The organism is Weissella hellenica (assembly GCF_005405545.1).
GTDB classification, from domain to species: Bacteria; Bacillota; Bacilli; order Lactobacillales; family Lactobacillaceae; genus Weissella; species Weissella hellenica.
Genome location: NZ_BJEG01000015.1, coordinates 1 through 13,448, shown reverse-complemented (window position 1 = coordinate 13,448; position 13,448 = coordinate 1). Strand labels below are relative to the sequence as shown.

At 39.0% G+C, this 13,448-nt stretch carries 10 protein-coding genes and 3 pseudogenes; 2 read left to right on the top strand and 11 right to left on the bottom strand.

Translation table 11 applies throughout. From position 1 onward, the window contains the following. Positions 1-93: 93 nt before the first annotated feature. The 4 genes from FFM61_RS07740 to FFM61_RS07725 all read right to left on the bottom strand — a co-directional run bounded on the left by FFM61_RS07740 (position 94) and on the right by FFM61_RS07725 (position 2,081). Entirely contained in the window at positions 94-285 is a 192-nt protein-coding gene (locus tag FFM61_RS07740) for a hypothetical protein (protein WP_074428073.1), read from the bottom strand. Between the two features lie 19 nt (positions 286-304). Beyond that, complete coding sequence (locus FFM61_RS07735; RefSeq protein WP_074428074.1) at positions 305-541, bottom strand: ribbon-helix-helix domain-containing protein; 237 nt, start codon at positions 539-541, stop codon at positions 305-307. Between the two features lie 71 nt (positions 542-612). Next, entirely contained in the window at positions 613-1,404 is a 792-nt protein-coding gene (locus tag FFM61_RS07730) for a ParA family protein (protein ID WP_074428075.1), read from the bottom strand. 113 nt (positions 1,405-1,517) lie between these two features. Continuing rightward, a complete protein-coding gene (locus FFM61_RS07725; RefSeq protein ID WP_074428076.1) occupies positions 1,518-2,081 on the bottom strand; it encodes a recombinase family protein in 564 nt (187 codons plus the stop codon). A gap of 174 nt (positions 2,082-2,255) precedes the next feature. Here FFM61_RS07725 and FFM61_RS07720 point away from each other — a divergent pair. Together FFM61_RS07720 and FFM61_RS07715 are read left to right on the top strand one after the other, a co-directional pair. Further along, positions 2,256-2,598, top strand: a pseudogene (locus tag FFM61_RS07720) (IS30 family transposase); the annotation flags it as partial. Between the two features lie 102 nt (positions 2,599-2,700). Further along, positions 2,701-5,058, top strand: coding sequence for a nitric-oxide reductase large subunit (locus tag FFM61_RS07715; RefSeq protein WP_074428077.1), 2,358 nt, complete (start codon positions 2,701-2,703; stop codon positions 5,056-5,058). A 192-nt stretch (positions 5,059-5,250) separates the two neighbouring features. On the opposite strand, the pseudogene FFM61_RS07710 reads toward FFM61_RS07715, so the two are convergent. The 7 genes and pseudogenes from FFM61_RS07710 to FFM61_RS09150 all read right to left on the bottom strand — a co-directional run. Next, positions 5,251-5,853, bottom strand: a pseudogene (locus tag FFM61_RS07710) (DNA/RNA non-specific endonuclease); the annotation flags it as partial. 41 nt (positions 5,854-5,894) lie between these two features. Next, positions 5,895-6,188: pseudogene (locus tag FFM61_RS07705) on the bottom strand (transposase); the annotation flags it as partial. An 878-nt stretch (positions 6,189-7,066) separates the two neighbouring features. Further along, positions 7,067-7,738: a beta-phosphoglucomutase gene (gene pgmB, locus FFM61_RS07700; RefSeq protein WP_074428078.1), complete on the bottom strand. Its 672-nt coding sequence runs from the start codon at positions 7,736-7,738 to the stop codon at positions 7,067-7,069. Positions 7,739-7,740: 2 nt separating this feature from the next. Next, positions 7,741-8,724, bottom strand: a complete 984-nt coding sequence (locus FFM61_RS07695) for an aldose epimerase family protein (protein WP_074428079.1) — start codon at positions 8,722-8,724, stop codon at positions 7,741-7,743. Between the two features lie 56 nt (positions 8,725-8,780). Continuing rightward, positions 8,781-11,039 carry a glycoside hydrolase family 65 protein gene (locus tag FFM61_RS07690; RefSeq protein WP_074428080.1) on the bottom strand — a complete coding sequence of 753 codons (2,259 nt, stop codon included), beginning with the start codon at positions 11,037-11,039 and terminating at the stop codon, positions 8,781-8,783. A 94-nt stretch (positions 11,040-11,133) separates the two neighbouring features. Continuing rightward, positions 11,134-12,486 carry an SLC45 family MFS transporter gene (locus FFM61_RS07685; protein ID WP_074428081.1) on the bottom strand — a complete coding sequence of 451 codons (1,353 nt, stop codon included), beginning with the start codon at positions 12,484-12,486 and terminating at the stop codon, positions 11,134-11,136. Positions 12,487-13,096: 610 nt separating this feature from the next. Continuing rightward, positions 13,097-13,291 (bottom strand): helix-turn-helix domain-containing protein, encoded by a 195-nt coding sequence (locus FFM61_RS09150; protein WP_240005993.1) that lies wholly within the window; start codon positions 13,289-13,291, stop codon positions 13,097-13,099. Positions 13,292-13,448: the final 157 nt, after the last annotated feature.

Below are 13,448 nucleotides of genomic sequence, written 5' to 3'. Positions count from 1 at the left end.
GGCCCCAGTTTGGGTCGTCACATAGTGCCTATCTCTCTTCCAACTAAACATCTTTAATGGGAACACCCGCAACACTCATGGCTTCCTTTCTTTTTAGCCGTTCAAGTTAAATTCTTTTTTTAACAGTTGTTCTAAATATCTAGAAGCTGTTAGCTCTTTTTCTTTAGCACGTCTAGCTAGTTTATTAGCAATGTTTTGTTTTAAAGTGTAAGACTTTGAAATTCTAGGTGCAGGGGTTTCATTTGTTACTGGTTTACTGTTCAGACTATCTTTTAATTGGTCCATTTTATCTGCCTCCTTTCTATCACATATTTTTGATTAGTTCATTAAGAAACTTAGAAGCAGATTTAAAATTATGTTCTTTTGCTAAAGTGTCAAGTCTCTTTCTGACACTTGGTTGAAGTGAAAATGTATAATTTTTTGTTCGTTCATCTTCATCTGCATCATTAAATACAGGAATTACTAATTTATCTTTGGGTTCAATTTGTTCTGTTTTTTGTAGAGCTTGTTTTATTTGTTTATTCTCTGGGTTAAATGCCATATCCAATTCTCCTTTATACTTAATATGCATACGTACTAAGTATACATATGGTTAATAAATATATCTATTGTCTATAATCTATTAGTAATTTCTTGGAATGTTTTATCAATATTATCAAAAAATTCACGTTGATTAATATATGTCTTATGATCTAGAGCCATTGTTGATAACGACGTTTTATCAAGTGTAGAACGATTGAATAATTCTTTTTCTGGAACTGTTGCAAGGATGTTAGGGTCATCTTTTAATGCTTCTAGCAGTTCGTGGGAAGATTTAGTATTATGTTTAATCATGTTAGCGATAAAAAATAACTTAGCAGTTACATAAGATTGTCTACTAGAATAATCTATTGCTTCTTTTTGTAATTCGTTTATGCGTTCTTCTAAATTAAATTTTGCATTGTAGCCATGTTCACTAGGTGTAATTGGGCTAAGTATAGCATTACTAATAATCACTGCATTTTTGGTTGCCGTAGAAAAATCAGGGTGACTATCCAAAATAATATAATCAAAGCGTTCTAAATTCAAACGATTATAGTTATCTGATAACCACATGTATAGCAACATATTTTTATTTGTTTTATTTTCAAGATCTCTTTCAATATCATCTAAGTGCATATCTCCAGCAATTAAACTAATATTGTCTTTGATTTCATGTATTTTCACTTTACCTCTTCCTAAAAAGATATTTCCGACAGTTTCTGCACTATCATAAATTCCATAGGTTTGAGTTAAATTACTTTGATGATCTAAGTCGACAAACAAGACGTTATTGTTGTGGGAAGCTAACCACTCACCGTAATTAAAGGTAAGTGTTGTTTTGCCAACGCCCCCCTTTATGGCTGAAAACGTAATAATCTTCATTATTAATCCTCCTCATACGCATTAAGTATGTTTAATATTTATCCTTATAAGCATAATAGCATAGCATAATAATGTTTACAATTAATACACATAAGTTATATTTATACGTATAATTATAAGGGATAAATATCTTTGAATCGCCTTTGTTGTGTACGTTCGCTAATGCCTGTCTTTCTAGCAATCATTTTGTAAGTCATGCCTTGTTGGCGCAACTCATAAGCTAAACGTATTTGTTCATCTGTGTAGGTTTGTGGGCGTCCCTCATGAAAATAGGGGTCATGTGTTTTAGCGTATATTTTACCCTCTTGGGTTCGTGTCACAATCATGTCTCGTTCAAATTGGGCAAAGGCACTAAAAATAGTAAAAATTAATTGCCCTGTGGGCGTGTTATCAATTAGTCCCATGTTCAGAATATTAACTTTGATGTTACGTTTAAATAGGATTTGGATGATATCAAGGGCTTCTCTAGTATTGCGTGCGAAGCGATCTAATTTTGTCACAATCAATGTATCATTTGCTTTTAGTTCATTCAGCAATTTATTAAATTCAGGGCGTTCAGTAGTTGTACCAGTAAATTTTTCTTGATAGATTATTTCAGCGCCTGAATTTTTTAAGCGCTCAATTTGATTTTCTAGTTTTTGATCTGTGGTACTCACTCTGGCGTAACCATATTTCATCTTATGTCTCCAATCTGATTTATATAGCAATTTTGGTATTTCTGCAGTAAAAAAGGCATGCACTTATGTCATTAAGTTATGACGAATTCTAACGCCTTTAATTATAAGGTACAAAAAAATGCGACACAACTGTTGAGTTATGTCGCTTTTTAGTGTAAATCTTTATTTATATATAATAGTCAGGCAGTGACACCAGTCTTAATTCGTTTTTTCAAGGGATCAAAAATGCCAAGTCAATCACTGTTGATTGTGGGCGAGAATTTGCAAAATATAACGAAATCGAGCAAAAACTAGGCATTCCAGTCTATTTTGTGCACCCATATTCACCAGAAGAACGTGGGAGTAATGAGATATTAAATCGATACATCCGTCGTTTTATACCGAAAGAACGCAAAATTGAAACAGTTAGCACCAAAGAATTAGATCAATTAATCATTGGATCAATGCGAGACCAATGAAAACACTTAACTGGCAATCACCACGAAAGGTTTTTCAGCAGTTCGCAGTGTTCGGTTAATTCTTGCAATCTACCTTATAAAATAATTATTCATTATGATATAAACTCATGGTATTATATAAGGGTAATCAAAGGTCAACTTATTATTTGGAGGATAGGAATATGAAGGCAGGATATAATTATCGACGCCTGACGAGGGTGCTCGTAGTAACGCTAGTGGGTGCCTTCTCAATCTTAATTGCCGGTGGGTTAGCAATTTTTAAAAATGAGGCACCCCGGCCAAGTCAGATTGTTAACCAGAATGGAACTGAACTTATTTCAAAAAAATCATTATTATCTGGGCAAGCAGTCTACGAAAAGTACGGTTTAGCTGATTACGGTACCTATTTGGGGAATGGGTCATACTTAGGACCGGATTATACGGCCCAATCATTGCATATCTACTTGAAGGGAATGGACCAGTATTATGCAAAGACGTTGTATCATAAGGACTTTACAACGTTGAGTGACCTTGAGCAGGGTGGCATTAAGGCTAAAGTTAGGAAGGAAATTAGAGTCAACCGTTATAACAAGGCCAAACAAACTTTAAGGTTGACCGATGCACAAGCCGCAGGACTTAAAACGCTTCAAAGCTATTATCGAAAAGAATTTATTAATAATCCACAACAGGCTGGACTCCCGGCATCGATGATCAACCAAAAGAAAACCGATGCTTTCATGTATAAAGGCAATAAAGTGGATCAGTTAACGAGCTTCTTCTTCTGGGGTGCATGGTTATCTTCCACAAACCGACCAGATCGAAGTTTCACTTACACAAACAATTGGCCTTATGATCAGGATGCTGGCAACGTGATGCCCGCCGAGGCAATGGTTTGGACGGCTATTTCGGTTGCATTGTTAGTCGTTGGGATTGGCGTAATTATTTACTTCCAGCGTCGTTATCAGTTTGATATGGAATCACGGTATCTGCCAGATTCGCCGATTGACATTGATCCGGATCTGCCGATTACAACCAGCCAGAAGAAAGTAGCCAAATTTTTCGTAATCGTGATGCTGATGTTCTTATTGCAGATTTTGATGGGAGAACTAATGGCCCATTACTATGTTGAGAACTCGTTCTTCGGTTTGCCACTGCAAAACATTTGGCCGTTTAACGTTGCGAAAGCCTGGCATCTCCAATTGGTTATTTTCTGGGTCGCAACCACTTGGTTGGCAACCGGAATCTACATTGTTCCTCGGGTACTTAGACGAGAGCCCAGAAATCAAGGAAAATTGGTTGATCTGTTATTTTGGGGATTAATTATTTGTGTCGGCGGATCCATGCTTGGTGAATGGGGATCAACCCTTGGCATTATCAATAAAAATTGGTGGTTATTTGGTAATTTCGGCTGGGAATATCTTGAACTGGGCAAATTTTGGCAGATCGTCTTTATTTTGGCGATGGTCCTCTGGCTTATTATTTTGATGAGAGGATTTATACCTGCCTTGAAACGCAAGGCGGATTATGATCGAACAAGACTGACGACCTTACTGTTCTCTGGAGCCATTGCGATTCCTGCTTTCTACTTAGCATCACTATTCATCCTGCCAAATTCACACGTTACTTTTGCTGACTATTGGCGTTGGTGGATTGTCCATCTTTGGGTAGAGGGGATCTTTGAATCATTTGCGGTGATCCTTATTGGTTGGTTAATGGTTGATATGAAGTTGACGACGGTTCGCTCAACAGTTCGAGCACTTTATTTCCAAGTGATTCTTCTTTTAGGTTCTGGCGTTGTCGGAATGGGACACCATTATTTTTGGGAAGGCGATCATTCAGTTTGGCTCGCTTTGGGGGCAAGTTTTTCTGCGCTGGAAATTGTCCCACTCTGCTTGCTGGTTTGGGAAGCCTACACACATTACCGTGTCTACCGAGATACACAGAAGGTATTTCCTTACAAAGGGACTTTTATCTTCTTGATGTGGACGGGAATTTGGAATGCAGTTGGTGCCGGCGCACTTGGTTTCTTGATTAACGCGCCTGCAATCAATTATTTTGAACATGGTACGCAATGGACTGCCGCCCACGCCCATGCCTCGATGGCTGGTGTTTATGGCATGTTCTCGATCGCAATTATGCTCTATACATTGCGAAATGTGACTAAGAAACAATTTTGGACTAAAAAAATGGAAAAGGCCGTTAGCTGGGTCGCCTGGCTGACCAACATTGGTCTTGCCGGAATGGTGTTCATTACGTTATTACCAATGGGCCAAATCCAATTAATCGATGCGCTAAAACACGGTTATTGGCACGCTCGGCTGCTCAGTTTCTATCACCAACCAGTCGTGGCGGGTCTGCTGTGGGCACGACTGGTACCGGATTTAATCTTTACGGCTGGTGTGGTGGTTCTACTGGTTATTGTCGTCAGGGCCTTCTTTAACCTGAAAAAAGATGATAATCGGGCTGCCACTAAAGCGCTAGAAAAATTGGCTGCAGAAGATGAACGTGAAGACGCAGCTGAATTAAAGAACGACTATTAAGAGACGGCGACAGGCAATTTGATCTCAGAACAAAAAGAAACGCAGTTATTCGATTGAATAGCTGCGCTTCTTTTTGTTAGCCGGCAAAATCAGCCATTTGTTCCAAGTTTTATCAATCTGAACGGTGTATTAAAACTGTCATTAACCAGATTAAAAGAAGAAATCACTACTTTGAAATAGCTACCGCTTGAACTAAGGCCTAGCGTACTGATTACCTCTTTGAGCCCGAGTTGCCCCGCTGGCACTTTCTTGAGAAGCACTTTCATATTGATAGTTATTTGGGTTCTTGACTTCGGAATAGTATTTATCACTATCAGAGACAAATACCATGCCGCTGGCGGCCACCGTCCAGGAGCCATTTGCTGTCATCGTACCAGTTGTTGGGCCGGTACTTTGATGTGAGTTGGAAGCCTCAGTGGTATTTGATGAGGTCGATTGCCGCGATGAAGCGGAACTTGAATTGCGGTGTCGATATGGCTTGGCGTTATTACGACCATCGCTGTGATCAATCTTAATCCCTTCAGCATCATTAATGACCACAATTTGCGTATTTAAAACTTTATCTGAGGAACGGACGTCAACCACTGAACCCCGGGGCATTGTTTCACTTTTTTGGTAGAGTGGGGTGGTTTGATAATAAATGACGTGGCGGGTATTGGGATTATCTTTCCAGTAGCTCTCTGCGGCTTCCTCTGCCGCCCGCATGCCACCATTTTGGTCGGCACCGACATTTTGTGGTCGGGTTCCGGTTGTGAAGTTGTTCGTCGATGTATACGATTTGGCGCCCAGCAAACTTGCTCAGAAGTCAATAAATTGGACTATTTTTATTCAGTTACTTAGGCAACATTTGAGATACTATTGCGATTATAAAAATTGATATACCAACCAATGGCTGCTTGGACTTGCGTTAATGTTTCGTATGTCTTAAAATACACCTCTTCACATTTCAATATTGAATGAAATACTTCCATACGGCCATTATCGTATGGATGTCCTTTGAGTGAATATGAATGTTTCAAGCCATAATTTTGACATTTAATATTAAATTCAGCACTCGTGTATTGTGACCCCATATCTGAATGAATAATTACTGGCTTTCGATGCTTATCTAAAGCCATCTGTAAGGCACTTGTGGCTAGCTCGGCTCATTATATCGCCAAATTTTATAGCCCAATACTTTTCTCTTCTCAGGATCCAAAACGTCGCTAAATAGACCCATCTGTGATTAGTCAACTGAATATAAGTGATATCTGTTTGCCAAACACCGCTCAAATCATGCAAGTGTCTAATCAGATTGGGTTTTTGATCAACCGTCACAACAGTTTTGGGTTTGCGATAATGTTTTTGCATGCGGGATTTAATCCCTAATTCACGCATCAATTTGAGTGTCATATACTCAGATACTTTCGGACCGTCGGTTTGTTAACTATAAGCAGCAATACGACGATAACCATAAAATTTAAAGGTTTTCCAAACGTCTAAAATATAAGGTTTCAGGGATTTTCTACGCTTTTCTTGTCGACTGGGCTGCCAATGGCGCCAGTTGTAATAGGTACTAGGTTTGATTTTAAGTGCACTTAAAATACGCACAAGCGCGTAGCCCTGCGCTAAAAATTGATTAACGAGCGGCAATCCCACATTACGGACTATTTTTGTATACTAAGATGGCCGCTCGCTTTAAAATCTTGTGAATAACGAATTGACATAAAAATACTCCTATACTTTCATTTTACGGACTGAATAAAAATAGTCCATTTTTTAGTATAAGAGCAGTGATCATCGATTGGACAGAATTAACCCAATTAGCACGTCCTATTTTAGCACCTGTGCAGTAAAAATTTACACAGATGGATGAATTAGCTATTACGGCTCTCGTTGATCACATACAACACCGCATACCGTAACCTTTACCGATATCACACTCAAGCAGGGCAATACGGTGGCAAATGTTAATTAAGACAACAAAAGAGTGTCAGTGTTTTTATACACTGACACTCTTTTTAGTTCTCTATTGCATTTTAGCTTCAATATTTGCTAAGGTCACTTCTGAAGTAGACTCAAAATTCAAGTCCGCTCCAGACAAAACATCGGCATTACCAATGGCTAGTGATGTCTCACCTGCCCCATTGATTGAGACAATACCAGCAGCTGAATCTTCCAATCCAATAACATTTTCTGGATTTAAATGTAAGACTTCCGCAGCACGAACGAAGATTTCAGGATCAGGTTTTCCCTTTGTCAAAGTGGCGGGATCAACAATGCCAACAAAATACTTGGTTAATCCCAAATGATCTAGAATCATTGGTGCGTTTTTAGAAGCTGATGCCACCGACATTGTATAGCCGGCCGCCTTAGCTGATTGAATGAAATCTTTCATGCCAGGTAAAATATCATCTTCAGTCAATGTTGAAATGAGTTGTTGATAATTATGATTTTTCTTTTCTGCTAATGCTTCTTTATCTGCTTGAGAAAAATCATCGGCATGATCCCCAGCATCCAAAATCATTTGTAAGGAAGCCATGCGACTGATGCCCTTCAAACCTTCAGCCAATTCTGGTGTCCAAGTTGTGCCAACCTCATCAGCCGTTTGATGCCAAGCTTCACCATGAAAGCGCGCCGTGTCAGCAATAACCCCATCTAAATCAAAGGCAAAACCTTTAATATCTGAAAATTTAGCCATTTTTATTTATCCTCGCTTTTTTTAATTTGGTAAGTTACAGTATATGTTTTTGTTTCATTTGCTGGCAAAACAATATCACCAAAGCCTTCATGATTAACCGCATCAGGCAAGGTCTGCATCTCAATAGCAAGCGCTGTTTTAATGTCACTGCTATCATCAGGATTGGCAGTGAATACAACCACACCATTGTGATCTGAATCCACTGTCAAGGTCAAACTTTCATCGGGTGAAGTTAGTCCTACTCCCTCCCCTTGACGGCTGGGATCTAATACCCAAGCATCATCGTAATGCTCTTGTCCCAAGGCATGCAAATGCGCAAAATCAAATTTTGTATTTTGATTATCAATCACGTTACCGGTTGGAATCGCGTGATTATCAACTTCAAGATGTTGATGTGATGCAATTTGTAATTTATGCTGACTGATATCTTGATCCTTACCAACTAAATTAAAGTAGACATGCGTCATTGGATTGAACAATGTATTCTCGGTTGAAACGCCACTAAATATAATGTCTAAACGATCTTCATCGTCCAATCGATAGGTCACTTGGGCAGCTAATTGTCCGGCGAATTCATCATCAAAAGTACGTGTGAAATTAATTTCCGCCGCTGTACCCAAATTTCTTGCTTCACCGTGCCAATTAACCACATCAAAGCCATTGATGCCAGAGTGTAAAACATTGCCATGATCATTTGGCGTTAATGTAAAATGTGCCCCATTAATATCATAATCAGTTTTTGATAGACGACCACCAACACGACCAATTGTATTTCCAAAATGGAATGGATTATCTAAATACGCGGCTAAATCATCAAATTGGACTAACAATTCTTGTTTGACACCATCACGTTCAACGTAAAACGATTGCCAAGTTGCTCCGTACGAAATCGCAGTAATCTGTGTGTGTTTAATATTTTCTAGGGTAAACGCCGTCACGATTTTTCCGTCAGGTAATTGTCCAAAATCCTTCTCTACTACTTTCATGATATCCTTTCCCGCTATACAGCAAATGAGCGATTTCTCGCTCATCATCAGGCTTATTACTTTGTCAATTCGACATCTTTTCCTAATAGGTCAATCACTAATGGTTCACCTGAAATCAAGTCAACATGTGCACCTTGACCATCAACTGACACTTCCAAAACATGACCTCGGAATACCAAACGGAAAGCATATTTTGTCCAATTCTTTGGCAAGAATGGCCTCAAGTGGAGTTTACCATCACGCACACGCATGCCGGCAAATCCTTGCACAATCGCTAACCATGAACCTGTCATAGCGGTTATATGCAAACCATCTGACGTATCATTATTATAATTATCTAAGTCCAAACGGGCCGCACGTTCGTACATTTCAACTGCTTTATCTTCCATTTGTAAGTCAGCAGCCAAAATTGAGTGAACAGATGGCGACAATGATGACTCATGCACTGTCAATGGTTCATAGAATTCAAAGTTGTTACGCTTTTCTTCTTCAGTAAACGCATCTGGGAAATAGAACATGGCATGTAATGTATCAGATTGCTTAATATATGGCGAGCGCAAAATGCGATCCCATGACCAGTTTTGGTTAATTGGACGAATGTCTTGTGGCATATCAGCGATTGGTGTCAAATCTTTATCCAAAAATGTATCATGTTGAACAAAGATATGCTTTTTACCTATCTTGGTATCAACATTAGCCTCTGGTAAATACATCTTATCAACAATTTCTTGCCACTTTGCTAATTCTTCATCTGTCAAAGCCAACTTAGCTTTTTCGTCAGCATGAATTTCATCGTAGTGTTCAAGGGAGTATTGCAAAACCCATTTTGCCATCCAATTTGTATAGAAATTGTTATTAACATTGTTTTCATACTCGTTGGGACCCGTGACACCATGAATCATGTACTTATCGTTTCGGGCAGAATAGTGGACACGATCTGCCCAGAAGCGTGCGATATTATACAAAACTTGTGCGCCGTCGCCGTCAAGCCATGAGTGATCTCCCGTGATGTTTGTATAATTATAAATCGCATAAGCAATTGTCGAATTACGGTGAATTTCTTCAAAAGTAATTTCCCACTCGTTGTGTGACTCAATACCATCAAAGGTCACCATTGGGTACAAAGCACCTTTTAAGCCTTGTTCTTTGGCATTGTGGAATGCACCATCCAACTGATCAAAACGATATTGTAGCAATGAACGGGTCACAGACGGATCAGCAACACCAAGGTAAACAGGAATAGCAAATGCTTCGGTGTCCCAATACGTGGCACCACCGTACTTCTCGCCAGTGAAACCTTTTGGTCCGATATTCAAACGTGGATCATTACCATAGTAAGTTGAGAATAACTGGAATAGGTTGAAGCGAATACCCTGCTGCGCCGCATCATCTCCTTCAATTTGAACATCAGCTTTTTCCCAACGATTAGCCCATTCTTGCGCGTGTGCTGTATAGATATCGTCGTATGTTTGTGTGGCAAGATTCGCAGTTAGTGTCTCGCCTGTTTTAATCGCTTGAGCTAGGCTATCATAATCACGCGAAGTTGTCACAATCACGCGCTTTTCAAAACTAACTGAACTTTTGGCTGGTACTTCGATGTCAAAGTTATCAGTCACTTCTTTTTCAGAGCGGTTCACACCATGCTTTTCACCGCCAACAAAGCTCTGACGGGCAACAACTGTAAATTGTGGCACACCAAACAGATTTTCAATCGTTTGCGTAGCGATAAACGATGAATTAGTCTCATTACCTGCATCCAAAACTTGCCAAAACTTTTCATCATAATTTGAATCTTCATTGACGACGTCAGCATCAATACTAGCATCAAAACGAATTTTGTGCGCTTGTCCATCAGCAGATGACAAGTCATAGTGAATATCTGCCAATTCCTTAACTGCTGCTGAAACTAAGCGCGTGATTTTAAACGTTACGCCAAACACAGTAAACGTTCGATTCAAAACACCATTTTTCATATCCAATGATACTTCAAAATCAGTCACATCATTCTTAGCTAGATCAACTTGATTGCCATCAACGTAAATGTCTGCTTTGACATAGTTTAGCGCATTGATAGCTTTTCCAAAGTAAAGCGGATAACCATTTTTCCACCAACCAACACGTGTTTTATCTGGGAACCAAACACCACCAACGTAAATTCCTTGATGTGTGTCACCGGAATAGACTTCTTCAAACATGCCACGCATGCCCATGTATTCGTTGCCCAAACTCGTCATAGATTCTTGGAGACGTTTATCTTCGGGATTTAAATCATGTGACGTAACTGTCCAAGGATCAACTTCAAAAATTCGTTTCATAAAGATTTCTACCTCTTCAATTTTTCTAATGCTTAGCTTCAGCGCTAATATCTACGACGACCGGTCGCACATATTAACGCCGAAGCGTTAGCCATTATTGTGCATCTACTGGATTACTGTGAATTTCATTGATAAATCCAACACTAACAGCACCAATTAACATTAAGATTCCGGATACTAAGATCATTGATGGGAAATGTGAACCAAGTGCTGGGAATAGTGCAAAACTAGCAACTGAGGCTACAATTTGCGGCAAGCAAATTGAACCGTTAAACAATCCTAGATAAGTCCCCATGTGATCACCGGGCAATGCGTTGGTTACCATAATGAATGGGTATGTCATCATACCTGCCCATGAAATACCGATTAAAATAAATGAGCCAATCAACAAATACTGTGAATGAATAAAGAACACTGATATGAACCCAATTGCCCCCAAAAATAGCGACAAAGCATAACCTGTTTTGTTTTTGTTTGCTGGAATCTTTGATAATACTAGCGACCACACAACGGCTGCAATAGCATAAACCGCTGACACGATACCAAACCAGTTTCCACCATTTTGGTAGCCAGCCGTTGTTGGATCAGTTGCATGGAAAATATTGCCTGCCACAGCACCAGTACCGTAGGTCCACAAATATTGGAATGCCATCCAGCAGAAGAACTGAGTCAAAGTAACCATCCAGAATGTTTTTGGTGCATGCTTTAACAAAGTTAAGAAACCACCTTCACCATCATTTGGTGTGTTCAAAGCATAGCCATGATATAACTCATAAGTGGCATCATCATATTCTTTTACGTTAAAGACCGCAATCAGTGAAAAGACAACTAAGATGATTGCACCAACATAGAATGAAATAATTACAGATGCTGGCACTTGACCCTTAGGCGCTGTGTTAGAAACACCAATCACTGTCAGCAAGAATGGGAAAATAGTTGCCAACACAGATCCTGTATTAGATAAGAAACTTTGAATTGAGTATGCGTATGACTTTTGGTCTTCATTAACCATATCACCAACAACCATCTTGAAGGGCTGCATCGCAACGTTAGAGCTCAAATCCATGAACAAAATTGTGGTAGCCCCAAACCATAACCCAGCAGTAGTTGAAAAACCAAAACTACCTGAGTTAGGCAACAAGAACATTACGATAACTGACACAAGAGCGCCAGCCAATAAATAAGGCATACGACGACCAAAATGTTTTGTCCATGTGCGATCTGAAAAATAACCAACTAGTGGTTGAACAAACAACCCTGCCAATGGTGGTAGGATGAAGAAAAAACCTAACTTAGTGGGATCAGCACCCAAAGTCTGAAAAATACGTCCCATTTGGGAACTCTGCAATGAAAATGCCATCTGCACACCCAAAAATCCAAAACTCAGCATCCAAATGGTGCTTAGCGGCAGGTTTGGCAACCCCTGCCCTTTTTTCTTATCTACCATCATTACTTCCTCCAAAATTTTTTTGAAACATAACTGATTTGCTCTAATCATGCCCATCTATATGAACAATTCGTGATGAAACTGTTTTTTTAGAAATCAGGAACATGGTCTGAACACCAATATACGCAACCGTTTATAGCATAGAACATTTGGATAATTAATGGAAGCGTTTGCACAATGTTAACGATAACATTATGCAAATTTATTGTTTATCGAACAGCTATAGCTGCTGAAATGCCGGTATTTCCTAATTCTATCGTTTTTTGATTCAATTTAAGAAATAATTTGTGCGACAATTTTTTCAACAATTAAGACAAACGCTTGTCTTATGGGTGTTTAATTTCGGCTGAACCGCACTTAGCACAACAAGTGCAATCTAATCGCTCGCACGGATAATCGTAGTCGGCAATTAGAAATTGTGCATTAAGTTCAATACTAATCTAACGATAAAACAATATAATAAATATCACGATATCCCTGCCAGCACATATATTCAGTCGTTTATTCAATGCCTGCTCGATTATTCACGTCAATAGATTGTGTCTCTGTCGTAATATCTAAGCTAATTTTCAGTGTCTAATCTTTTTGTTGTAAATTATAGCTAATCGAATCAATAATTCGGTTCAACTGTTGTAACATCTTCTAAAAGTAGGAAACGAATGGCATAATAGCGTTGGTTGACTAATGACCGTACGACTTGATTTGGCAGATAGTCAACGGTCTTTTTTTTTATTGCATGTTGTACTCGCACCATCAGTTCAGGTGATACTTGATCTGGATGATTAATTACATGGCTAAGTGTCATTTTTGAGACATACGCCTTTTGCTCCTATCCTAGTATTTGGTACATAAATTTCTGAACAGTTGTGCCATAATTAATAAAATAAGATAGGAGCATTCCAATGAAACGATATCAAGATGATTTTAAAGCCAGCATTGTGAAGATGCATCGTGAAGAGAAA